The following is a 25,931-nucleotide window of genomic DNA, read 5'->3' as shown; positions in this document are numbered from 1 at the left end:
TTGTAGCCAGGGATTTGGCTTTCGCCCGCGCAAATTATGTTTATCGTTAAACAGTTCGTGAGACACGAACCGTGGCATTGGTTTTCGCCTTTTGTGGAAACAATCACATTGGTGCACAGGTTAAAGCAGATAGCAAAAAGGCTTGTTGATTTAAAAAAATCAACAAGCCTTTTACCTATATAAATCTCCCTTTAGGAAAGCTGACAGCTGATAGCTGAAAGCTCATAGCTCTATGACTTACTCACCACACCCATTTTTCCCAATAGCTTCCTGTTTTTACGATCATGTATAAACTGGTAAACCAACGAGTAAATAATTGGTAAAATAAGCAACGTCAATATAGTCGATGTTATCAAACCACCGATTACGACAATCGCAAGCGGTTTTTGTGTTTCGCTGCCAATACCGGTACTGATTGCTGCGGGCAACAGACCTATAGCAGCCATCAGGGCGGTCATTACAACAGGTCTTACACGGGAGATAACACCTTGTAGAATAGCCTGGTTCAACGTCATTTTTTGTTCCAGGTTTTTCCTGAATACAGTGATGAGGATCACACCGTTCTGAATACAAACACCAAACAGGGCGATAAAACCAATACCTGCACTGATGCTGAAGTTCATTCCTGTTACATGTAGCGCGAGTATGCCTCCAATGAGTGCAAACGGTACATTCAGAATGGTTAACACAGCATCTTTTACATTGCCGAACATCATGAATAAGATCAGGAAAATTGCAAGCAGACAGACAGGCACAACATTAGACAACGTTTTGGTTGCCCGTTGCTGGTTTTCAAATTCGCCGTTCCACGACATTCTGTAACCTTCGGGAAGTTTGACCACTGCGTTTACTTTGTTTTGAGCATCGGCAATAGTGCTTCCCAGGTCTCTGCCACGAACGGAGAATTTCACCGGTATGTAACGCATGTTATTGTCACGATACACAAATGCAGGCCCCGTTAGTGTATGAATAGCAGATATTTCCTTGAGGGGGATTTTTGCACTATCCTGCGTTGGGATCATTAACCTTTCAATTTTTTCACGCGTATCCCTGAAATCTTTCTGATAGCGCACACGAATATCAAATTTGCGTTCACCCTCATACAATTCTGTTGCTGCCTTACCTCCAAGGGCCATTTCGATAACAGCCTGAGCATCGGCAGTGTTCACACCATAAAGCGCCATTTTTTGCTGATCCAGTTCAATTCGGAACTCCGGCTGACCAAGATTTCGAAGAATACCAAGATCTTCAACACCTTCAACTTTGCCTAGTGTTGTTTGAACGACATCGGCCAGCGAGTCAAGCACCTTGAAATCCGGCCCGAATATTTTCACTGCGAGTGACGCGGGCACACCCGCAACAGCTTCTTCCACGTTATCACGGATTGGCTGTGAATAATTGAGCAGAAGTCCGGGTATTTTGCTTAGCTGCACGTTCATGCTATCTATCAGGCCCTCCGTTGTAATGCCTTTGCGCCATTCCTCTTTTGGCTTCAGATCAACCGCAATTTCAACGTTGAAAAAGCCCTTAGGATCTGTTCCGTCATTCGTTCTGCCGATTTGCGCAAGCGTGTGTCTTACTTCCGGGTATTGCCTGATGATGGTTGTCATGCGGTCAGAGATCTCTTTACTTTGGCTGAGAGATGCACTCATCGGTAATTGGGATTTTACCCATAATGCGCCTTCATCCAGTTCGGGCAAAAACTCGGAACCGAGAAATTTGGCAGAGAAAAAGGTAACAGCCATTATCGATACAGCGATCAATAAGCTTAGCTTAGGAACTTTGTACGCACGCTCGAAAAGAAATTTCACACCATTCTCAAAGAATGTTACAACCGGGTTGTGCTTTTCCCTCACATTCTTTTTTAGCAGGATACTTGATAATGCCGGTACCAGCGTTAGTGTAAGAATCAAGGCGCCTAATAAAGCAAAGCTGAGCGTGTAAGCCAGAGGCGAGAACATCTTACCTTCCACTTTCTGGAAGGCGAAAATGGGAATCAAACAGGTAATGATAATGACTTTGGAAAAGAAGATCGCCTTACCCATTTCCGTACCAACCTGTTTAAATAAACCCATCTTGGCCAGCTTGTTAAACTTCTCCATGCCCACTTCCCTGGCTTTACTGTCGAGCGCTACAAACAATCCTTCGACCATCACCACGGCCCCGTCAATGATAATACCAAAGTCGACGGCACCCATCGAAAGCAGGTTTGCCGTCATGCCTTTAATGCGCATGCACATAAAGGCAAACAACAACGCCAGCGGAATTATAATGCTTACTGTGACTGTGGTTCGCCAGTCAGCCATAAAGATCAATACAATGCAGGTCACAAGGACAATACCTTCAATCAGGTTGTGTATTACCGTGTGCGTTGCATAATCCATCAGTGTGGTACGGTCATAAAATGTATCGATATGAACATCCTTCGGCAAAATGGTTTCATTCAGTTCTTTTACTTTATCATGAATTCTTGAAAGTACTTCCGCAGGATTCTCGCCCTTCCGCATTACAACAATCCCTTCCAGCACATCGCCTACCGTGTCTCTTGAAACCAGCCCGAGTCTTGGCTTTCCGGCTTCTACAACGCGCGCCAGGTTTTTCACAAGAATGGGCACGCCATTTAATTTTGTAACGATGATATTTTCAATCTCATCAATGTTGTTTAGCAGGCCAATACCGCGAACAACATATGCCTGCCCGTTTCTTTCAATAACATCACCACCTACGTTGATATTACTTCTTGCGACGGCGTTGTAGACATCAAGAGATGTCAGGCCGTACTTTATCAGGTAATTGGGGTTCACGCTTATTTCAAAACTTCTTTCCTCGCCGCCAAAACTATTCACATCGGCTACTCCGGGAACGGATTTAAATTGCCTGTCAAGTACCCAGTCCTGTATGGTATACAGGTCGCGGATATTGCGTGTCGGACTTTTCAGTGTGTAACGGTAAATTTCACCGGTCGGGCCATATGGCGGCTGAACGTCGGGTTTAATTTCATCCGGAAGATCAACGTTGGAAAGGCGGCTTAATACCTGTTGTCTTGCAAAGGCATCATCTACGTCATCATCAAAAATTAACCGCACGTAGGATAAACCAAATGATGATGTTGTGCGAAGGTTAATCTTTTTCTGCACGGAGTTCAACACCGTTTCCAGTGGGATGGTCACAAATTTCTCCACCTCTTCGGCGCTACGTCCGGGCCACTGTGTAATGATAATGATCTGTGTATTGGTAACATCCGGAAATGTTTCAATAGGTGTGTTCTTATAGCTTACAAACCCAATTACGGCGAGTATTCCTGTTAAAAAGAACACCAGGTATCTGTGGCGTAATGAGAAATGTATAATTCGTTTTATAAACTTATTCATAGTAAATGCTCAATGGTAAAATAGAAATGTTATAACTGCAGCCAGCTTGTCGGATGCTTATTGAGAAAGCAGTTGCTGGAAAACCAGTAACTGGTTCTGGGTTATAACTCTTTGTCCTTCTGTTACGCCGCTGTTTACATAGGTTTTATCGCCGGTTGTTTTCAGTATGTCAACCTCTGCAATTTTCATGTCGCTGTTGCTGTTGTAGACTATCACATACTCTTTACCATTTTGCGATATCAACGCTTTTGTTGGTACACAAATAGCTTTTTGATCAAGTTGATTTGAAACCAACACCTGCGCAAACATTTCAGGCTTCAGCAGCAGTTCGCTATTGTCCAGGCTTATGCGTACACGTAAAGCTTTGTTGGCGGGATCGAGCACCTCGCTTACTTTATCAATTTTTCCGGAGAAGTATTTATTGGGATAAGCAAGTGTTGTAACCTGCACACTAACACCTTCCTTTACTTTCGGAATGTCTGCTTCAAATACATTTGCCCAAACCCATACGTTTTTGAGGTTAGATATGGTGAACAGATTTTCACCCATATCCTGCCTGATGAAGTTCCCGGTGTTCACTCTTTTTTCAACAATGTAACCGTTAATGGGAGAGGTGATGGAATATGTGCCTCCGGACGTAGCGTTAGAGCCGGTATTAATATTCAGGACTGATTCAATTTTTTGTTTAGCAGCCAGTGTTTTCTGGTAATTCTGTTTTGCCTCAGTATAATCTTTTTCGCTTGATATACCGCTCTTATATAAAGATTCCTGGTTGTCCAACTGTCTTTTAGCTATTGCGATATCAGCTTCGGCACTGCTTAAATCTGCATAATTGCCTGCAACATCTGCACTCTTAATAACAGCCAGTACCTGCCCGGCCTGAACTTTATCTCCCAGCGTAACTTTTGATTCTATGATCTGTCCGCTGCTGCGTGGAAATATCTTTACCACACTGTTTTCATTGAAGCTTACTTCGCCACTAAGGGTTATAGCGTTATCAATATTGCAGGTTTTCACAGTGTCAATAGTAACGGGCATTGTACTGCTCAGGACAAACTTTTTTACAGGGTCATCCTTCTGTTCTTTTTTTTCTTTGCAGGAAACAAATAAAACAAAACCTGTTAAAATACCTGCTATAGAAAATCTGTTCATTATATGTCGGTTTAAGTGCACTTTTATTTAATAATATCTGTTCCTATGTTAAAGTTCAACTCCTCTTTCGCCAGTTGAAGATTTAATTGTTGTTGCGTGAGTCTTTGCTGTGATTCGGTATAATTATCAAAGAAATCAATAAACTCAAGCAGGCTTATTTGTTTTTGCTGATAGCTCTTCAATACATTCTCATACATGCGTTGATATTGATCGTAGAAATCCTTCTGCGTTGCATTGTTCTGCTGAATAGTTAGCTGCAACTTGTTGTAGGCATTGGTAATGCTGTTCTGTAAATCTGTTTCAGCACTTTGAGTAATTGCCTGTTGTTGCTTAACCCCGAATTCTGCAGACCTGATATTGCCTTTGTTAGTATTGAATACAGGTAACGGTAACGAAATTCCCAGGCCAACATAGTTGGGAGTGTAATTTGAGTTTCTGTCAAAGTTGGGACCAAGCGTCACATCCGGCACACGCAATGCTTTTTGATAGGCCAGGTTCTGTTGCTGATAAGTTGTTTGTGTTTGCTGTAACTGGTAGAAAGGGTTGTTTTCTTTACCCTTGTTAACCATTGAATCCAAAGTTTCATTAATTGAGACGTCAGTTGAAAGTGCGCCAGACGGTTTTATAAAAACTGCCGACTTAATCTGCAGGAGCGTTTTAATGTCTGCCTGCGTGTCTGCAATATCCCTGTTTAGCTGCGTAATGTCTTGTTGGAGGGATATCACCAGTGCCTGCACGCGCAAATATTCTTTCTGTGCGATGTTGCCGGCGGCCAGTTGAGCTTTCATCCCATCCATCAGGCGCGTAAGTTGTTGTTGCTGGGCCTGGTAAATGGACCGGTTGGTTAGTTGCTGGGCGATGGTATAATAGTCGGAACGAAGCTGGAATCTCAGATTGCGCAGCAGATCCTGTAATTGCAGTTCACTTAGCTGCGCATTGGTAGTAGCCAGATCAATAAGTTTACCACGTTTCCTGGCCGTCTTTATCAGTTGTTGTACCTGTATATAATACTGGCCATTGAAAGACCCGTCCGGATTTTTGCTGTAAGGAAAGAGTTTGCCGTCTGCATGAATAACCTGGTCCGTTACCAGCACAGGGTTATCCCACAACTTAGCCTGTTGAATCAGGGCTTTTTGTGCGTCCGTATTATAGTGCGCGGCCAACACCTGCAGGTTGCTGTCTATAAACATTTTTTCGGCCTGCTCTATTGATAAGGCAAGCGTGTCTGTTTGTTGCGAAAAAACCGTCGTTGTAAAACCCAGGTTAATGCCCAGCATACATGCGGCAATCCAAATCAGCCGCCCTTTAGCAAGGTGCATACGTTCAGTCATAATATTATTTAAGTTGATTAAATCAATAAGGGTATAATACAATGCAAAACAGCAGACAATAGGTACTGTTCAAAAAGCATCATATTTGTTGGTGCATCATAGGCGGGGCGTATGTGAAAGAGCTGTAACCGTTTAATGGAAACGACCTTGCCATCCGCACTTGTTTAGCACATTTTAGGCGGAGGAGGATTAATCTCCTTAAAGAAAAGATACTGGTAGTCTTCCTTTAACACATTTGTGTACACATGCGATGTTGTGCTGTAAGGGAGTTCTGCAACAGTAGAAGAATGAATTAATTTAAAGGAAAAATGCTTTAGCTGAAGGGAGTGGCTGTTTGTGTGATGATTACTGTACTCCGGAAAAGCATTATGGTAATCGAAAATAATCTCGGAAATATACTCAATGGCACTGTCAATTCTGTTGCCTCCAAGATCTTCGTAGTTATGGTTGTATGCGTAATGGTCCAGTTCATTGGCGTATACACTCAGGTTGAGTATTTGTACCGCGACAATAAATAGTATAAACTTTAATATGGTTGTTTTTATCAGGCCCAATGCATTTTTCTTCCTGTTTGAGAAAGAAGGGCGTAAAGTTAAGCATCAAGCGATATATAACGTGCACAATATGGAAGTTTTGACATTTTAGAAATACAATAGCCACCGGGCAGTACCTAACCCGGAGAACAAATGGTTGTTTTTGTTATTATGTAAGGCTGCCCGGCATTTACCGGGCAACCTTCGATGTGATCAATTAATTAGTCCTGACTTTCTTAATAATCTCCTGTTCTCGCGGTTGTGTATGAATTTATGAATCACACTGTAAATAATTGGCAGAATAAGTAGGGTAAGGATAGTAGAAGTAACCAATCCCCCTATAACAACCGTAGCCAGCGGTTTTTGTGACTCTGAGCCAATTCCTGTACTGAAAGCAGCCGGAGATAGACCAATGGCCGCCATTAAAGCTGTCATTACAACCGGCCTGACTCTTGATACAACTCCCTCATGAATGGCTCTGTCCAACGGCATTTTTGCTTCAAGGTTTGCTTTGAACTGGGAAATGAGGATCACACCGTCCTGCACGCAGATCCCGGCCAGTGCAATAAAACCTATTCCTGCAGATATACTAAAATTCATCCCCCTCAGGTGCAAGGCAAGAATGCCGCCAATTAATGCAAACGGTACGTCCATAAGTACTATCAGCGCATCTTTCACGTTACCAAAAGCAACAAACAACAAAATAAAGATCATTAGCAAACAGATAGGAACCACTGTAGCCAGTGTATGCTCCGCTCTTTGCTGATTCTCAAATTCGCCGTTCCAGGCAATGGAATACTCATCCGTCAGATGCAGATTTTTGCTGATGGCTTTTTGGGCATCCGCGATGGTACTTCCAAGATCTCTGTCGCGCACGCTGAATTTGATGCCGATATAACGGCTGTTATTGTCGCGATAGATAAAGGCAGGCCCCGTTATTTTCTGAATTTCTGCTATATTCTTGATAGGGACCTTATTTCCATTTCCTGCCGGAACCATCAGGTTTTGAACCTTATCCTCATCGTCGCGGAATTCTTTAGGATACCTGATGCGTATTTCAAAGCGTTTTTCATTGTCATACAAAATGGTCGCTGCTTTTCCGCCAAGGGCCATTTCAATTACGGCATTGGCATCGGACACGTTTACACCATAAAGCGCCATTTTTTGCTGATCCAGTTCTATCCTGAACTCGGGTTGTCCCATGTTTTTAAATTCACCAAGGTCAGTTACTCCGGGAATATTTTTAAGAATCGCCTGTGCTTCGGCCGATTTTTGTTCCAGCATTTTTATGTCAGGACCGAAGATCTTCATGGCATTTTCAGCAGGAATACCGGCAACTGCTTCGGCCACGTTGTCGCTGATTGGCTGAGCGAAGTTCAATCCCACACCGGGGAATGTCGATAGTTTTTTGTTCATATCAGCTACCAGGTCATCCATGTTCTTGAACGTCTTCCATTGCTTCTTCGGATAAAGATCAACGGCGATTTGCACGTTGGCAAAGCCCTTGGGATCGGTGCCATCATTCGTCCGGCCAACCTGTACCATCACCTGTCTTACTTCAGGATATTGCTTTAAAATGTGATACATTTTTTGCGAGATATCGACAGAGTTATTCAATGAAGAACTGATCGGCAGTTGAGCAGTGATCCACAATGCACCTTCATTCAACTTTGGAATGAATTCTGTTCCCAGGAAGCGTGTAGAGAAAAAGGTCAATGCCATAAGTGTAAAGGCAATGAACAGGCTTTTCTTCGGCGCACCCAGTGTTATTTTGGCCAACCTGTCAACGATCTTTTCAAGACCGATCACCAGGATATTGTGCTTTTCGCGAACATTTTTCTTTAGAAGAATGCTTGACAATGCAGGTACAAATGTGAGTGTATAGATCAGGGCACCAAGTAAAGCAAAGCCCAACGTGTAGGCAAGCGGAGAGAACATTTTGCCTTCAACCTTTTGGAACGCGAAGATGGGCAACAAGCAGGTAATAATGATCAGTTTGGAAAAGAAGATGGCTTTGGCCTTTTCTGTCGCCACGTTTTTAAATGCGCCAAGCTTGATGAGCTTGTTGTATTTTTCCATTCCGATATCTCTCGCCATCGCATCCATCGCCACAAAAATTCCTTCTACCATCACGACGGCGCCATCTATAATGATCCCGAAGTCTACAGCACCCATGGAAAGCAAATTGGCTGTCATCCCTTTTAGGCGCATACAGGTAAATGCAAACAACAGCGCCAGCGGAATGATCAACGCCACTATCAGCGTTGTGCGCCAGTCAGCCATAAATAAGAATACAACCACAGTTACAAGAATAATACCTTCCAGCAGGTTATGGATCACTGTTTCCGTACAAAAATCCATCAACGTGGTACGGTCATAGAAGGGTACAATTTTCACATCCTGTTTGGCTAGCGTATTATTTAACTGATCTACTTTTTTATGGATGAGGTCCAGCACCTGCCTTGGATTCTCTCCTTTTCTCATCACCACAATTCCCTCTATGACATCGCTTTGGTCATTCAGGCTCACCTTGCCCAAACGTGGTTTGCCTGATTCCTGCACTGTGGCAAGATTTCGAACAAGGATGGGTACGTTATGAATATTTGTTACGATGATGTTCCTTATCTCTTCAATGTTGTTTAATAACCCGATACCGCGCACTACATACGCCTGGTCGTTCTTTTCAATTACATCACCACCAACATTCACGTTGCTTTTTTCAACCGCATTATACACATCCATTGCAGTCAATCCATATTTGGTAAGCATGTTGGGATTAACACTTATTTCAAACGTCTTTTCTTCACCACCAAAAGTGTTTACATCTGCAATGCCGGGAACAGATTTAAACTGTCTGTCCAGGTACCACTCCTGAACAGTAGTCAGATCCCTGATTGATTTTGTATTGCTTTTTAGTGTGTAGCGATAGATCTCATCTGTAGGGCCGTAAGGCGGCTCAATTTCCGGTTTAACGCCGTCTGGCAGATCGGCATTCATAATACGGGTGAGCACTTGCTGCCGCCCGAATGCATCATCCACATCGTCTTCAAAAATGATGCGGACATAAGAGAGTCCGAAGGATGAAATAGTCCTGAGGTTAACTTTTTTCTGAACGGAATTTAATTCTGTTTCAAGTGGGATAGTGATGAATTTTTCGACCTCTTCGGCGCTTCGTCCGGACCATTGGGTGATAACGATGATCTGTGTATTGGTGACGTCTGGGAAAGTGTCGATCGGCGTTTTAATATAACTCCACACACCGATCACGGCCATGACTGCCGTAAAAAAGAAGATCAGCAGGCGATGACGAAGAGAGAAATATATAATTCTTTTGATGAGCTTATTCATGACAATTTATTGTTACGTCAATACGCAACGGTTAGGCCTTTGCATTGGCTGCATATTGACTCTGATTGTTAAAGAAATTTCAGAACGTGGTGTTTTAATCCGGTAGTTTGTAATCCAATGTCGTTTAGTTAAGCAGGCTTCGTCAACTTTGGGAGATTTCTCCTGTCGTCGACATGACGATCCTGGCTTATCAGAATAAGTAATCTCAACAGCACTAACAATAAGTGCATAATATTATGCAGGACCGCAACCGCATCGTCACCTCGACGATAGGAGAGGTCTCTCGAATATTAGCCTGATCGTGATACTTATGAGCATTTGGCATCGAATCGATCATTCATTAGTTGTTTTGCTTTTGAAGAAGCGCATTAAAAATGAGCAGCCCTTTTTGTGAAATGATGCGCTCACCTTCCGCAACACCGCTTTGAATATAAGCGGTATCTTCAACCTTCTTTAAAATGCTCACTTCGCGAATCTCAATGTCGCAGTCACTCTTGTAGATCAGCACATAATTTTTGGAGTTGTCAAAAATGATTGATGAAGACGGAATGCTTATTGCTTTTGCACCGCTCTCGTTGTAGATCGTTACAGTGCTGAACATCTCCGGTTTTAGAAGCATATCAGGATTAGGTAGTTTAAGGCGCACTTTCTCAACCTTGTTATCCGGATCAAGCACATTGCTTGTGTTGTCAACAGTTGTATTGAAAACTTTATCCGGGTAGGCCAATACGGTAACCGAAGCTTTATATCCCGGTTTTATGCGAGGAATATCCGCCTCGTAGGCGTTGGCATATACCCATATGTCTTTAAGGTTGGAGATGGTGAAAATATTGTCGCCCATATCCGGCCTTATAAAACTTCCGGTGTTGGCTTTTTTCTCAACTATGTAACCGTCAATCGGTGCCGTGATAAGAATTGTTCCGCCTTCTTTCGCGCCGCCCAAACCATTAATATTAATCACGGAATTTAGTTTATCCTGCGCCGCCATTGCCTTTGTGTAGTTGTTTTGCGCCTCAGTAAGATCTTTTTCGCTTGCTATTCCTTTGTCATAAAGAAGTTTTGCGTTATCCAACTCTCTTTTTGCAATGGCAACATCAGCTTTGCTGCTGGTTAGATCGCTATAATTACCGGCAATATCTGCACTGTGTAAAACAGCCAAAACCTGTCCTTTGCTTACTTTGTCGCCTAAGGATACTTTTGTTTCTGTAATAACCCCGCTGATTGATGGAAATACTTTCACGACAGCATTTTCATCAAAACTTATCTCACCGCTGAGCTTTAATTCATCAGCAATGTCAGAGATTTTTGCTGTATCTATTTTGATCATGCCTTTCATTGCCGGTGTAAGGGTAAAGGCCGAATCAAGGTCTTCATGTTTTTGCGCATTATCGCTTGTACAGCTTCCAAAACTGCAAAGGAAGATGGCCGCAAAAATTATGTATAGTAACTGTTTCATTGTTAGTTTGTTTGTTGATTATTTAATTACGTCGCTGCCTACATTGTAGTTAAGCTCCTCTTTTGCAAGAGCGAGATTGAGCAGCTGTTGCGCAAGTCTTTGGCGTATCTCCGTATAATCGTTAAAGAAATCAAGGAACTCCAGGAGGCTTATTTGTTTGTGCTGATAGCTATCAAACATATTTCTGAACATGGTTTGATACTTTTCATAAAAATCCTTTTGTGTTGCGTTGTTTTGAGCAATGGTTAACGACAGTTTGTTATAGGCATTACTAATGTCATTGGTGAGACCAGTCTCCGCATCGCTTGTGATGGCCTGCTGTTGTTTGATGGAAAATTCAACAGCTTTAATGTTGCCTTTATTCTTGTCAAAAACAGGCAACGGCAATGACAATCCGAGTCCCCAATAGTTAGGTGCATAATTAGAATTGCGATCAAAATTGGGCGACAGCGTAACATCGGGGACCCTTAATGCCTTTTGATAAGCCAGGTTCTGTTGCTGATACAAAATGGTAGTTTGCTGCAAAAGATAATTGGGATTGCTTTGGATCCCCGTTTTTATAATATTCTCCAGGTTGTCTGGCAGGTCCAAATAAACAGCAAGTGGATCTGACGGTTTCACAAACACTGGGTCTTTTATTTGTAATAAAGACTTCAGGTCAGCCTGGTTGTCAGCGATTGCCTTGTGGAGGTCTGTTATATCCTGTTGGAGTGAGATTTGCAATTCCTGCACGCGAAGCAATTCCTTTTGTGCAATATTTCCAGCGGAGAATTGAGCCTGCATACCATTCAACAAGATTGAGAGTTGCTTCTGCTGTTCCTGCAATGTAGAAAGATTCATTAGCTGCCGGGCGATTGTGTAATAATCTATATGTAGCTGATACCTGAGGTTTCTTAATACATCCTGCAATTGCAGTTCGCTTAGTTTGCTGTTGGTGGTAGCAATATTGATCAGTTTGCCACGTTTGCCGGCGGTTTTGATGAGCTGCTCCATCTGAATGAAATACTGATTATTTAATGATCCGTCGGGCAATTTGCCGTGCGGCATGAATGAGCCATTAGCCGCTATCACATGGTCCGTATTCAGAACAGGGTTGTCCCACACTTTCGCCTGTTCTATCAATGCTTTTTGCGCGTCTACATTATAATGCGCCGCAAGTAGCTGCAGATTGCTGTCAATAAATCTTTTTTCGGCCTGGTTTATTGTAAGCGATAATGTATCGGGTAATTGCGCGGTTGCTACAGCACTTACAAGCATTGCTGCTACAGTTATATACGGTATAAGCGATTTGCATGCTCTACCTGTAAATATTTCCATACAAAAAATAAATATGAGATGAGACTGAGTATAGCCGTTTGCCAATAAACCTGCAGTACTGGTGTGCCTTATTACTATAAGCGACGTTCCGGTAGCAGGGGAATGTTCAGCTACATGAATATGCCGGTGCGTGAATTTTTTAATACGCGCACACGTTGCCAAAGCTCTCGCGGAGGTTTTGACAGATACAATAATTGAGATGCTGTATTGACAAATTCAATTATTGCCTTAAGCGATGAGTTGCTTAGGCGGAGGAGGAGTTATTTCCTTAAAGAAAAGATGTTTGTAATCTTCGTTAAGCGAAGAAATATAAGTAACCGAGCAAGTTATTTTGGGGATCGTGATGTCTTCAAAAGAGTCTATTTGTTTAAAGAGGGCATGTTTGATCTGGTAAGTATGGCTGCTTGAGTTCTGGTGCTTGCCATATTCGGGGAAGGCATCCTGGTAATTCAGCAGGATCTCTGCTACATATTCAATGGCACTGTCAATGCTGTTCGTTCCTATATCTTCATAATGATGATTCAAAGCATAATAATCCATATCGTTACCATAGACGCTCAGATTGATAATCTGGATCGCTACAATAAAAAATATAAATTTCGATATGAACCGTCTTGTATTCAACGGGGTAAATATTGGGGTATGATTGAATTAAAATCCGGGCAAAGGTTAATTTTTAAATTATGTCCTGTTTAGTCCGGGTTTCTAAAAAAAAGTGAAAATTACTCTTTTCAATTTTTTGTCGCCTTGAAACATGTGAAAATTCCCGACATCACTTTGTGTTCTCTAATTATGAACCCTGTTCTCATATTTCTGATCAAAGCGTTCGTATGACTTGAATTTCATCAAAAGGTTAAATGTTAAAATACACGCTCTGTGCAACTCAGTTTTATTTCCGTGAATCTCCTATATAACTGTATTTATTTATTCCTCACATAAAAGCAGAAGTAGGCAAAGAAGTCAGGCATCAACTCTTCGTTTATAACAACAAAAAAAATGCACCAACCTTTCGATTGATGCATTTTCTATATTAACAGGTTACCCTGTGTTATTATGCTGTTTGCTTCCTAGGCTCAACTTTTTTGCCTAAAGGCTTGTCTTTTGCAAACTCCAGTAATACAGGAGCGGCAACAAAGATAGAAGAGTAGGTACCGGTGATCACACCAATCAACATCGCAAATGCAAATCCGCGGGTTACTTCACCACCAAAGATGAAGAGGATGAGGATGGTTAAGAACACCGTCAATGAAGTCATGATGGTACGGCTTAAAGTCTGGTTGATCGCTGTATTGATCACCTGGGCTTTAGGCATCGTTGGGTACAACCTGCTATCCTCACGGATACGGTCATACACGATCACGGTATCGTTCATTGAGAAGCCTATCACCGTTAAGATGGCCGCAATAAAGTGCTGGTCAATCTCAAGCGGGAACGGAACTATCTTTCTGAAGAAGCTGAATACTGCGAGTGTTACAAAGACGTCATGCAACAATGATACAATTGTACCAACGGAATACCTCCAGTCGCGGAAACGTATAAAGATGTACAGACAGATCGCGAAAATTGCCAGGATTGTGGCATTTCTTGCGCCTTTTTTCAGGTCGTCAGAAATGGTTGGCAACACGGTCTGAGAGCTTTGTTTGTATTTAGTACTGAACTCGTTAAAGCTTACATTTTGAGGCAAATGACTCTTCAAACCATCATATAAAGTGCGTTCAACTGCAGAATCCACTGTATTTCCTGTTTCATGGATCTTGTAAGATGTAGTGATATTCAGTTGATCGTGCGTGCTCACTGTTTTGATAACCGGAGCTTCACCAAATACTTTTTTCAAATCATCTGTCAGGCTGGTTACTTCTTTGGTCATGTCTTTACCAAACTTAACAGTATAACTGCGACCACCTTCAAAGTCAACGCCATAATCAAATCCGTAGAAGAAAGAAGAAATACCTAAAAGTGTTACTACGATAGAGATTCCGTAAGCTACTTTTCTGTATTCAACAAACTTGATGGCTGCGTGTTTGAATACTTTTCTTGAAATATTGGTAAAGTATTCAAAGTGACGGCCTTTGCTCATATACACATCAGATATAAGTCTTGATACCAGGATGCCGCAGAACAAAGACAACAGGATACCGATGATCTGAGTTGTAGCGAAACCAAGTACAGGACCCAATCCGAAGGAGAACAGGATGATGGCGGTCAACAAGGTTGTTACGTGCGCATCCAGTACAGGAGCATAAGAACGTTTGTAACCGTCTGCCACAGCATTTGCGTAGCTCTTACCTTTCGTCAATTCTTCCTTAATTCTTTCAAAGATGATTACGTTCGTATCCACGGCCATACCGATGGTTAATACCAGACCGGCGATACCAGGAGCAGTCAGCGTAAATCCTAATGCACTTAGTATACCGATGGTAAACAGTAAGTTCAGGATAAGTGCGATATTGGCAACCCAACCTGCTGTGTTAAAGTAAAGCAGCATTAAAGCGAAGATCACTATGAAAGAGATCAGGAACGATAAAGAACCGCCTTTAACAGCTTCTTGTCCAAGCGTTGGTCCAACAAGTTGTTCCTGTACAATTTTGGCAGGAGCATCCAGTTTACCAGACTGAAGGATGTCAGCAAGATCCTGGGCATCATTAATGGAATAGTTACCGGAAATTTCTGAAGAACCATTCGGAATAGGACCATTTACAAACGGAGCGCTGTAAACGATGTTATCCAGAACAATAGCGATTGGTTTAGAAACGCCGTTGTTTGCTGCAGGAGAGTTTCTTTCTGTCATTTTAGCCCAGATAGAAGTTCCGATAGCATCCATGTTCATTTTAATGGCGACGCGGCCTTTTTCATCATAGTCCTGGCGCGCTTCACTTACGTGTTCTCCTTCCAGTTCTGCAGTGCCGTTATCAAGCGTTTTGATAGCGTACAAAGGCAGAATATTTTTTGTCTTAGGATCGCTCACATCAGCCTTTCCATACATGAACACCATGTTAGATGGGAAGTTGTGTTTAACGATCTCCATATTCAAAAAGTCGTTGATCTGAGCAGTGTCTTTAGTCAGTACATAACCCAATTCAGCAGGGAACTGAGCCGCACCCTGTGCATTGCGGCGTGGCTGAGAAAAACCGATCAGGTTTCTTAAAGGAGCCTGATTGAATTTAATTTGAGTAGAATCTTTACCAGCAGTTGCAGTTTTTGCGGTTGCATTGGTATCAGAAACACCACCTAAAGTTGCTGTTTGTGTAGTATCAGTTGAATGAGCTGCTGTTGCAGTTGTATCAACCTTGGCTTTTGCAGTTGTGTCAGTTTTTGTACCTGTCAGGTAATCAGACAACGCTTTGTCAGCATTTAATACAGCTTCCTGCAGATCGCCGATGTTGTACAATTCAAAGAATTGCAGGTTTGCAGTTGACTGTAAATAACGGCGAACTCTTTCAGGATCGTTAACACCAGCAAGTTCAATAGTGATAATTCCTTTTGCAGGATCGGGGTTAATGGTAGGAGAAGCCACACCAAAACGGTCGATCCTCGTTCTCAGGATTCTGTAAGTATTGTTGAATGCAATAGTAGCCTGATCACGCAAGTAGCTGATCACGGTGTTGTCGGATGCATCAAATTTAATTTTACCATTGCTGCGTTGTGCAAAGAAAGGAGCAAGTTTAGCACCGTTGCCACTTTTCTGAAATTCATCATAAAATAAAGTGATCAGGTCTGCACCGCTGTTTGCTTTTCTTTCTATCGCAGTATTCAAAGCTTTATTGAAAGCCGGATCTTTAGTGTAGTTGCTTAATGAGTGCATTAAACCATCAAGGCCCACAGCCATGGTTACGCTCATACCACCCTGCAGGTCAAGACCTAATTTCAATTCATTGTCTTTAGCTGATTGGTAAGTTACCAAACCAAACGGCCCAATCTTTGTATCGTTGGTGCTGTCCAGCAAACGGTGTTTATGCTGGTCTTTAATTTGGTCAAGGGTGTCAGCATAAGCTTCCTGTAATTCTTTGTTACCAGGATACTTTTGGTCCGGAGTAAGGGGGTAATTCGCCTTCAGCCATTTGGCAGCTCTATCATCCATTTTACCTTCATGGCTCTTTACGATCCATGTAAAAGATAACTGGTATAAGCAGATCAATATCAGTGCAATCGTAAAAAAACGCACCAAACCTTTAAGTTGCATACTATGGTTTTCAATTTTTGAGTGGCGGCAAAGATAGGGGATTGGAGGTGAAATAGTAAAATGAAAAAAAAGCGGATATATTTCCCGCTATTTTTATGCAAGTTTACTGCCCTGAATGCAGCCTGGATAATGAGTTTCGGTAGTTTTTCCAGCCCTCTATTTTGTTAATAGAAGGCCAGAAAAAAAGAAAATATTCAGAATTATTGCTTATAAGGTCTCACTTTGAGTAGTGTAACATCAAAATAAATAGGGGAGTTAGCTGGGATCGCTGTTCCGCTTCCGTTGCAACCATAGGCATAGGCCGAAGGAATCACCATTTTAATGCGGCCACCTTGTTTTATTTTCTGTAAGGTGTAAGCAAAACCCGATACAAATCCGCCTGCGTAGGCCACCAATGAGTCTGATTTGTCAAATGTTGTTCCATTCAATAATTTTCCTTCATACTTAATAGTAACAGTGTCATATTTATTGGTAATCGCAGGTGTGGTACCCGGCTCAATTATTTCATACAAAATGGAGCTTGAATCTGTTGTATAATTAATTCCGTTTGCCAGGCAAAAAGCCTGCATTTCACTTACTTCACTTGTTGGGTTTTGATCCTGACAGGGAGTGCTGGTTTTAACACATGCAGCCAATCCAATCACAGCGGCTATTGAAAGCCCCAAAATTTTCTTCATTAGGTTAACTTTTAAGATTTTTTTCAATGCTATTGTTGAGGTTCTTTGGTGTTTAGGGTTGAAAAATTATTTATATTTTCCGATGTTGAGCACTCTTATTTCATAATATAATGGTGAGTTAGGCGGAACAACCTGGTTGCCGCTGTTATCTTTTGCTCCATTACAACCATATGCATAAGCCGATGGGGAAACCATTTTAATCTGACCGCTTATCCCAATCTTGTTTAGACCAAATAACAACAGAGCTGGTACGTTCTGCATTAGAGCAACAACAGAATCATTTTTTTGAAGTTGTGTCCCATTAAGCAATTTTGTTACCACAGCCATTTTAACTGTATCATATTGATTGCTAAGCCTGTCGGGACTTCCAGGAGAAGTTATCTGATAAAAAATTCCTGTCGTGTCATCTATCTGAGGGGTAATTCCGTTGGACATACAAAATGCTCTTATATCGTCCGCTTCTTCAGAAGGAGCCACGTTGGTGCAATAGTTATTGTTATTTTTCATACAGGAAGCCAATACCATTAATCCGGCAAGTAGTGCAAATGCAGTTTTTTTCATTCGTTATTTTAATTTGCAGCACGCTGGGTGCATTTAAAGATTGTTATCAAGAGCCTGAGAGAAATTAAAACGCTGCTTACAGACTTTTATTCTCTTTATTTTTTTTTATCATTAGTTCTTTATAGCGTTGCTCATTCATTTCCCACTTATATTTTTTGTAGAAAAACGCGAGGAAAAGACTGATACCCAATATGGCAACGATGAGTACGTTCGGGTTAAAGCTGGCATTTGCCACCATGCTTGCCCTTTCATACCAGCCGGTTCCTACTGATACGATAATGCAAACGCCAATTGTAAGTCCCATCGAAAGTCCGATAACAAATTGACGAAATATGCGCCGCTTATTCTGGCGGTAACCCTCCCAATATTTGAGAAAACTCTCTTCTTCCTTCGTAAGCATCCGCAAAAATACTTTGCTTAATTTTAAAATGTTTCCAGTTAAAAGTTTAATTTCTTATTTTGCCTTAAAATTCAATTTCTGTGACTAAATATGATGCACTTATACATGAGTTTTTATTGGAAAACAAACATGTGTCCTTAGAAAAATTAGGCGAATTTGTTATCACCGGCGAACCTTTTGTTACAGAAAGCGGTACCACCACCAGTCAGCCTAAGATAGAGTTCACCTTTAACAAGTATGCAGAAACCTCTCCGGAACTAATTGAATATATAGCAACCAAACTTGGTAAAAACAGAAGCATTGCGGGCAGTGGCGTTGAATCTTACCTTATTGAAGCCAAGCAATGGATCAATATAGGAAAATCTTATTCTTTTGAAGGTATAGGCGAAATAATCATGGATAATTCGGCTAACCTGCAATTCAGGCAGATGGCCCACCTGTCCGCGAGGGAAGAAGAGTTCAAAAGAAAAAGAGGTTATGCAGCCGAAGCCGGCACCATAGAAAACAGGCAGTCAAGAAGAACAGGAGTATTTGCCCTTGCCATCATAATTGTGCTTTTAATAGTCGCTGGCATCGGTTATGGCATCTATAATTACATAAATTCACATGAAGCAAGCAAATCGACAGAAATGTCTTCAGGCAACAATGCAACAGAAGGCGCAGAAAAGCCAGCTACTCCGGTAGATACTGCAATTGTAAGAAAACCAGCGACTGTTGACACTACCGCCACAGTTACCACAATTGCACCGCCTGCAACTGACAGCGCAAGGTTTAAATTTATTTTTGAAGTAACAGGCAGCCGTGACCGTGCAGTTGCCCGGACTGCTAAATTGCGTGAATATGGCGATCACGCCGGCTTTGACAGTCTTAAAACTGATACAGCAATGCGATACAGATTGTACATTGATGCTACAGTATTACAGGCGGATACCCTGCGTGCCATTGATTCGCTTACAAAATATTTCGGAAGAACCGTTTATATGAGAAGGTTTCAGTAAGCCTAAAGCTTAAAGCTTAAAACTGATCTAAGCGAAGGGTTTCACGCGGCGGACGCGAAGAAGCCGCGGCGCAGAGACTAAAAATGTTTAAGACGCTAATGCGTCTTTTTTTGTGTAAAAGATTATGTAACCAACGACATATAATCCTAAAAACCTTGCCATTAAGTGGAACCGGACCTAAGTCAGATGACTTATCAGGGTTAGTGAAAGTAGCACATTGAGTGGTGTTGTCCGCTTGATAAGAGTGCTAAAGGTTGTGTGTTGTTTTTCATAAGTAATAAAAAATATCTGTACACAATACCAATAAAAAATAACGAAGATGCAGAAGCCTGTTCTTTTTATCATCACCCTGTTAGTAACCTTATCGTTGTATGCCGGGGATAAAACATACAGCGTTACATCTCCTGATGGTAATCTGCATTTTTCATTGCAGTGCACATCAGAACAAATAACTTATACGGTTACTTACAGAAAGAATAAAATAGTAGACAATTCTGCGATAAGATTAATATTTCCGGATGATGCATTTGCATCGCATCTGAAAATGAACAAACCTGTATTTTCTGTTATTGATACCTCCTATACACTTGTAGTCGGAAAATCGAAGATCGCTCATGACCATTGCCGGCAGATGGTAATTGGGTTATCTCAAACACAAGCCCCTTTTCACAGTATAAATTTTATCGTCCGTGCTTATGATGAGGGAATTGCGTTCAGATATGAGTTCCCAACGCAAACAAATTGGAAAACCCTTAAGCTTACTGATGAACATACGGAAATGAATATTGCAGGAAATCCCAAAGTGATTACCGGACTTTTGGAGAACTTTCAAACTTCGCATGAGCCATTATACACGCACTTGCGTTATGCTGATATAAAAAACGACACACTGATGGACGTGCCTGCATTATTCCAGTTTGATAATGGGGTGCATATGGCAATTACGGAAGCTGCACTGCGCAATTATGCAGGCATGTATCTGATAAAAGAAAAAGGCATTTTACGAACAGCCCTCTCTCCACATATTGACGATCCCGATATAAAGGTTGAGGCTACACTACCACATCATTCTCCCTGGCGTGTATTTTTAATTAGCGACCGTATGGGCGATTTATTTACGTCCAATATGATTACAAATCTGAATGAACCGTGCGTGTTGAAAGATATCTCCTGGATCAGGCCGGGAAAAACCACTTTTCCATGGTGGAATGGGAATATAGTACCGGATACTAACTTTTGTCCCGGCAGCAATTTCGAAACACATAAATATTATATTGATTTTGCCGCGGCTAATCACATTCAATATCATGACATTTACGGATATGGCCAGCAACCCTGGTATTTTGACGACGGCTCCGACTTTGGCCAACCCGGCAGTGAAGCTGATGCTACCAAACCTGTTGCATCGCTGGATATGAAACATATTTGTGATTATGCTCACAGCAAAGGTGTGGGTATCCATCTTTGGGTGAATTGGAAAGTGCTGTACAAGCAGCATCCTGTTGATTCAATTTTTGCGCTGTATGAACAATGGGGTGTTTCAGGTATGATGGTAGATTTTATTGACAGGGATGACCAGCAAATGATACAAATGCAGGAAGAAATATTGAAGACCGCTGCAAAACATCATCTTTTTATCCAATTTCACGGGGTATGTAAGCCCACTGGCTTATCACGTACTTATCCCAACGAATTTACCCGGGAAGGAACACTCAATTATGAAAACTATAAATGGAGCAGCGATGTAATGAATGCTAATCACGATTTGGATGTCGCATTCACGCGATTAATTGCAGGTGCAACCGACTATCATCTCGGGGGATTTCGCTCTTTGCCGCAGGGTAAACACATCATTCATTTTACCAATCCCTATGTAACAGGTACGAGAGCCCACATGCTGGCAATGTATGTAGTGATGGAAAGTGCTTTGCAAATGGTTGCTGATGCACCTGAAGCATACAGGGATGCCCCGGGGTTTGAGTTCCTGCAGGAAGTTCCTGTAACCTGGGATTCTACAGTAACGTTACACGCTGAAGTTGGTGAATATATTACCATTGCAAGAAGGAAAAATAACGAATGGTATGTAGGAACACTTAACAATACAAAGGCTCGTGATGTATCAATTCCGTTGTCATTTTTAGGTAATGGAAATTATGAAATGACAGTTTATGAAGATGCCGCAGATAGTGATGCCGAACCCAATCATCTTCAAAAAAGGATAGAAAGCGTTACAGCAAAAGATGTTATCAACATACATGTTGCCGGTAGCGGCGGCGCGGTTATGCAAATAAAAGCATCAGGCCAGGCAGTGCATTGATGCGATAAAATTGTAAAGGTTGCAAAAATGAAATTCAGTAATTAATTAAACCTGGCAGTATGCATTACAGATGCATTATTTTAAGTGGCTTAGCATCAACAGAAACCAAAAAAAGGCTCCGGTGATACCGGAGCCCCTGTTATTTCCATTTTCCTTACGCTGGCATTGTCCAGATCAAGTAATGGGAGTTTAATCTCAGATCTGCCGTGCAAACCACCTCCTTCCGGAAACATCCGTTATTACTACATTAAATAACGTGCCATTTTAAGCCCTTGCGCATCTTATTATGTATTAAATGGATTTTATTGTTCTGCTATCCATTATAAGAGGGATTTTTTTCTACAATGCCATGCGTAATCTGCGCTCGAAAGCCGCTTCAGTAAATCGGTTTTATAATGTAAAATGATAAGGGTGTTTTTGGCGTGATATTTTCGGACAGTGAGTATAATATATCTGTTTAGCACTAAAATCTTTATTCTAAAATGATACGAAAATTAAAATCAGGGAAATACAGACTTTATTCCCGAAAAATAGATCCCAGGACAAATAAGCGCAGGAACCTGGGAACCTTCGATACATTGGATGCTGCAAAGCAGCATGAAAAAGAAGTGCAGTTTTTCAAAGGACAGAAGAACTAATTAGCCTTTTGTTTTGTCATTTCTTTTGCATGCAGTAATCTTCCTGATCGGATGTAAAAGTAATCTCAGATCTGTTTTGTAAAAACGCAACTTTTATAAAACAATTACACTATTGGGGGCTAAAAAATTATCGGTAAAATTCAGGATGACAAATTGTTGTCGATGAATGCTAATGGATTTTGACCCAAATATCGGATCTGGGGAGGATGCATTTTAACAAATTTTATTCGATCGATAATAATTCTGAAGACTCAGAAGACAACAAAAAAATGTCTTAATGAAAATAGTTGACCCGATTGATTACATAGCTGCGTAAACATTGGAGATTAACTTCCAGAGGCGTGGGGCGATTCAGATAGCCAGCATCAATCCCTTCTCCATAATAAGTTTTAGGCTTTATGCTCCAGGCTTTAAGCTTTAAAAAAAATCCCGGTCTCGCATTCGCAAGCCGGGACTTTTTTTATTGAGATAACTTGTTCTCTTAGTAATCCATACCCATTCCACCACCGTGAGGCATTGGAGCCGCAGCAGCTTTAGGTTCTGGTTTGTCAGCAACAACACACTCAGTAGTTAATAACATACCAGCGATTGAAGCTGCATTTTCCAAAGCAATACGAGTTACTTTAGTAGGATCGATAACACCAGCTTTGAACAGGTTTTCGTAAACTTCAGTTCTTGCATTGAAGCCAAAGTCACCTTTACCTTCTTTGATTTTCTGAACAACGATAGAACCGTCGATACCAGCGTTAGCAGTTAAAGTGCGCAGAGGCTCTTCCAAAGCACGGCGAACGATTGCCATACCAGTTTGCTCATCAGCGATCTGGCCTTTTACTTTAGCTTCCAGGCTTTCAATAGCGCGGATGTAAGCAACACCACCACCAGGTACGATACCTTCTTCAACCGCAGCGCGTGTTGCATGTAAAGCATCGTCTACGCGGTCTTTCTTCTCTTTCATTTCAACTTCAGTAGTAGCACCTACGTAAAGCACAGCAACACCACCAGCTAATTTAGCAAGGCGCTCCTGTAATTTTTCTTTATCGTAGTCAGAAGTTGTAGTCTCGATCTGAGCTTTGATCTGACTAACGCGAGCAGTGATATCTGCTTTTTTACCTTTACCACCAACGATAACGGTATTGTCTTTATCAATAGATACAGAGGCAGCCTGACCTAAGTAAGAAAGGTCTGCATTCTCTAATTTAAAGCCTTGTTCTTCGCTAACAACAGTACCTGCAGTCAGGATAGCGATGTCAGTAAGCATTTCTTTACGACGGTCACCGAAACCTGGAGCTTTAACAGCTGCAACTTTCAATGTACCACGTAATTTGTTTACTACCAGTGTAGCCAGTGCTTCACCTTCCAGATCTTCTGAAATGATCAACAGAGGACGGCCACTCTGAGCAACTTTCTCAAGAATGTGCAGGATATCCTTCATGTTGCTGATCTTTTTATCATAGATCAGGATGTAAGGATTCTGTAATTCAGCTTCCATTTTTTCGCTGTTTGTAACGAAATATGGAGAGATGTAACCACGGTCAAACTGCATACCTTCAACTACATCGTTGTAAGTTTCAGTTCCTTTAGCTTCTTCAACAGTGATAACGCCTTCTTTACCAACTTTAGTGAAAGCTTCAGCGATCAGTTTACCAACTGTTTCGTCGTTGTTAGCAGAGATAGTAGCAACCTGCTGAATTTTTTTAGCGTCGCTGCCTACAGTCTGGCTTTGTGTTTTCAGGTTCTCAACTACAAGCGCAACCGCTTTGTCGATACCGCGTTTCAAATCCATTGGATTTGCACCGGCAGCAACCATTTTCAAACCTTCAGCTATGATAGCCTGAGCCAATACAGTTGCTGTAGTAGTACCGTCACCTGCAATGTCTGCAGTTTTAGAAGCTACTTCTTTAACCATCTGAGCACCCATGTTCTCGATAGAATCTTCCAGTTCAATTTCTTTAGCAACAGTAACACCATCTTTTGTGATTGCAGGTGCACCGAATTTTTTCTCGATAACAACGTTACGGCCTTTAGGACCTAATGTTACTTTAACAGCGTTAGCCAGTGTATCAACGCCTTTTTTCATTCTGTTTCTTGCTTCAATATCGAAGAAGAGTTGCTTAGCCATAATATTAATAATTTGAAATTTTTGATTTGAAATGGTTAAAACAATTTCTAATAAGGCCGATCATTAATGTATGATCTGCGTTTTAGAATTTTGAATTAAACTATTGCGAGAATATCGCTTTCTCTCATGATCAGGTAGTCACCGCCGTCAATCTGAATCTCTGTTCCGGCGTATTTTCCGTATAAAACTGTATCACCCACTTTAACTGTAACCGGTTCTTCTTTTTTACCAGGACCTGCAGCCACAATTGTTCCGCGTTGAGGTTTTTCTTTGGCTGTGTCAGGGATAATAATTCCACCTGCAGTTTTCTCTTCCGCAGCAGCCGGTTTTACTATCACCCTGTCATGAAGAGGGGTAACATTGAGTTTTTTTGCCATAGCTGTATTGTTTTTTTTAGTTAACTAATGATTGAAAATTCAGAACACTTTTCTTAACGATTATTATGCCATTGCACACAGAAAGGTCAAAATTTCACTTTATTGAATCGTTACAGAGACCTAAATGGAAGACTTGGCATAACAAATCGAGTTGCAAATAAAGTACTTTTGCATTCCGTGACAAAATTACATTTGTCAACTTTAAAAGAACTGACAGAATGAGCAGACTCTTTTAAAGTTATATAACAATATTTACAAGTGTAATCCGCGAATAAAGAGTTTCGAAACGCTACCCTGTCGGTATTTGCTATAATAGAATATTTTTTAAATTCTGATCCTGCTGCCGGTTATTTTTGGGCAGAAGTGCTGCCGAATACCTTTTTCAGCAGATCTGTTACCCGCGCTGCGGGATCTTTACGGATGGCGGTTTCTTCCTGTGCTACCTGGTAAAAAATGCCGTCAATAGCCTTTCCGGTTACATAAGCGCTGAGATCTGTGTTCACCGGTTTGTTGCTGAACTTATTGTAAAGTGTAAAGACGTCACTCCAGTACTTTGTAGCATTTACTTTGGCCAGGGCAGCGTCAATATGAGGTTTGAAAGCGTTGGTAAGTGCCTGTGTGGTTTTGTTTTTGAAGTAATCTGTAGCCGCAGTATTGCTGCCTTTCAGTATTCCCAATGCATCTGGTATTGTCATCTGTTTAATCGCGTCAACAAAAATGGGTGTAGCCGATTTTGCTGCGTCTTCCGCAGCGCGGTTCATAGAAAGAACAGCTTTGTCTACTACGCTACCTAACCCCAGGCTGCGCAATGTGCTTTCCACTTTCTGAGCTTCCGGAGGCATTAATATTTTTACCGCTGCATTTGCGAAGAACCCGTCGACAGCAGACAATTTGCTGGTAGTATTTTGTGTACCTATTGTAAGTGCTTGTTTTAAACCATTAATGATATCCTGGTTGGACAATCCGGGTGATGTGGTTTGAGAAGCGTTGATTACCTGCTGAACAGTATCGCAACCTGAAAACGCAAATAATACTAAAAGAATCAGCGTATTTTTCATCATAGCCATTTTATGGTGCATATCAAAAAATTTGCCGCAAAGTAATATCATCTGTATAATCCGGTCGTACTTTTTTAAAACCGTTTGTACCAAAGGGT

At 41.5% G+C, this 25,931-nt stretch carries 18 protein-coding genes; 3 read left to right on the top strand and 15 right to left on the bottom strand.

Annotated features, from left to right (window positions below; all coding sequences use genetic code 11):
* Positions 1-230: 230 nt before the first annotated feature.
* The 12 genes from QTN47_RS12480 to QTN47_RS12425 all read right to left on the bottom strand — a co-directional run bounded on the left by QTN47_RS12480 (position 231) and on the right by QTN47_RS12425 (position 18,326).
* Positions 231-3,371 carry an efflux RND transporter permease subunit gene (locus tag QTN47_RS12480; RefSeq protein WP_369329715.1) on the bottom strand — a complete coding sequence of 1,047 codons (3,141 nt, stop codon included), beginning with the start codon at positions 3,369-3,371 and terminating at the stop codon, positions 231-233.
* Between the two features lie 57 nt (positions 3,372-3,428).
* The gene (locus QTN47_RS12475) at positions 3,429-4,523 is read right to left on the bottom strand and encodes an efflux RND transporter periplasmic adaptor subunit (protein ID WP_369329714.1); all 1,095 of its coding nucleotides are present in this window, start codon (positions 4,521-4,523) and stop codon (positions 3,429-3,431) included.
* A 23-nt stretch (positions 4,524-4,546) separates the two neighbouring features.
* On the bottom strand, positions 4,547-5,854 hold the full coding sequence (locus tag QTN47_RS12470; RefSeq protein WP_369329713.1) for a TolC family protein: 1,308 nt from the start codon (positions 5,852-5,854) through the stop codon (positions 4,547-4,549).
* A 164-nt stretch (positions 5,855-6,018) separates the two neighbouring features.
* Positions 6,019-6,408 (bottom strand): hypothetical protein, encoded by a 390-nt coding sequence (locus QTN47_RS12465; RefSeq protein ID WP_369329712.1) that lies wholly within the window; start codon positions 6,406-6,408, stop codon positions 6,019-6,021.
* 192 nt (positions 6,409-6,600) lie between these two features.
* Positions 6,601-9,735, bottom strand: coding sequence for an efflux RND transporter permease subunit (locus tag QTN47_RS12460; RefSeq protein WP_369329711.1), 3,135 nt, complete (start codon positions 9,733-9,735; stop codon positions 6,601-6,603).
* Positions 9,736-10,075: 340 nt separating this feature from the next.
* Positions 10,076-11,191: an efflux RND transporter periplasmic adaptor subunit gene (locus QTN47_RS12455; RefSeq protein WP_369329710.1), complete on the bottom strand. Its 1,116-nt coding sequence runs from the start codon at positions 11,189-11,191 to the stop codon at positions 10,076-10,078.
* Positions 11,192-11,209: 18 nt separating this feature from the next.
* Positions 11,210-12,508 (bottom strand): TolC family protein, encoded by a 1,299-nt coding sequence (locus QTN47_RS12450; protein WP_369329709.1) that lies wholly within the window; start codon positions 12,506-12,508, stop codon positions 11,210-11,212.
* A 228-nt stretch (positions 12,509-12,736) separates the two neighbouring features.
* Positions 12,737-13,132: a hypothetical protein gene (locus QTN47_RS12445; protein WP_369329708.1), complete on the bottom strand. Its 396-nt coding sequence runs from the start codon at positions 13,130-13,132 to the stop codon at positions 12,737-12,739.
* Positions 13,133-13,559: 427 nt separating this feature from the next.
* A complete protein-coding gene (gene secDF / locus QTN47_RS12440) occupies positions 13,560-16,688 on the bottom strand; it encodes a protein translocase subunit SecDF (RefSeq protein WP_369329707.1) in 3,129 nt (1,042 codons plus the stop codon).
* Positions 16,689-16,888: 200 nt separating this feature from the next.
* On the bottom strand, positions 16,889-17,365 hold the full coding sequence (locus QTN47_RS12435) for an FKBP-type peptidyl-prolyl cis-trans isomerase (RefSeq protein WP_369329706.1): 477 nt from the start codon (positions 17,363-17,365) through the stop codon (positions 16,889-16,891).
* Positions 17,366-17,431: 66 nt separating this feature from the next.
* Positions 17,432-17,926 (bottom strand): FKBP-type peptidyl-prolyl cis-trans isomerase, encoded by a 495-nt coding sequence (locus tag QTN47_RS12430; RefSeq protein WP_369329705.1) that lies wholly within the window; start codon positions 17,924-17,926, stop codon positions 17,432-17,434.
* Between the two features lie 76 nt (positions 17,927-18,002).
* Positions 18,003-18,326: a hypothetical protein gene (locus QTN47_RS12425; protein ID WP_369329704.1), complete on the bottom strand. Its 324-nt coding sequence runs from the start codon at positions 18,324-18,326 to the stop codon at positions 18,003-18,005.
* A gap of 80 nt (positions 18,327-18,406) precedes the next feature.
* Between QTN47_RS12425 and QTN47_RS12420 the strand changes: the two genes are divergently transcribed.
* From QTN47_RS12420 to QTN47_RS12410, 3 genes are all read left to right on the top strand, one after another.
* Entirely contained in the window at positions 18,407-19,324 is a 918-nt protein-coding gene (locus QTN47_RS12420; protein ID WP_369329703.1) for a hypothetical protein, read from the top strand.
* A gap of 319 nt (positions 19,325-19,643) precedes the next feature.
* Positions 19,644-21,641 carry a glycoside hydrolase family 97 protein gene (locus QTN47_RS12415; RefSeq protein ID WP_369329702.1) on the top strand — a complete coding sequence of 666 codons (1,998 nt, stop codon included), beginning with the start codon at positions 19,644-19,646 and terminating at the stop codon, positions 21,639-21,641.
* 482 nt (positions 21,642-22,123) lie between these two features.
* On the top strand, positions 22,124-22,279 hold the full coding sequence (locus tag QTN47_RS12410) for a hypothetical protein (RefSeq protein ID WP_369329701.1): 156 nt from the start codon (positions 22,124-22,126) through the stop codon (positions 22,277-22,279).
* Between the two features lie 481 nt (positions 22,280-22,760).
* Here QTN47_RS12410 and groL read toward each other — a convergent pair whose 3' ends face one another.
* From groL to QTN47_RS12395, 3 genes are all read right to left on the bottom strand, one after another.
* Positions 22,761-24,398 carry a chaperonin GroEL gene (gene groL / locus QTN47_RS12405; RefSeq protein WP_369329700.1) on the bottom strand — a complete coding sequence of 546 codons (1,638 nt, stop codon included), beginning with the start codon at positions 24,396-24,398 and terminating at the stop codon, positions 22,761-22,763.
* A 95-nt stretch (positions 24,399-24,493) separates the two neighbouring features.
* Complete coding sequence (locus tag QTN47_RS12400) at positions 24,494-24,775, bottom strand: co-chaperone GroES (RefSeq protein WP_369329699.1); 282 nt, start codon at positions 24,773-24,775, stop codon at positions 24,494-24,496.
* Positions 24,776-25,122: 347 nt separating this feature from the next.
* Positions 25,123-25,854, bottom strand: a complete 732-nt coding sequence (locus QTN47_RS12395; RefSeq protein WP_369329698.1) for a DUF4197 domain-containing protein — start codon at positions 25,852-25,854, stop codon at positions 25,123-25,125.
* Positions 25,855-25,931 lie beyond the last annotated feature (77 nt).

This window comes from Danxiaibacter flavus (genome assembly GCF_041060425.1).
GTDB lineage: Bacteria > Bacteroidota > Bacteroidia > Chitinophagales > Chitinophagaceae > Danxiaibacter > Danxiaibacter flavus.
This window is presented reverse-complemented; position numbering and strand designations above follow the sequence as displayed.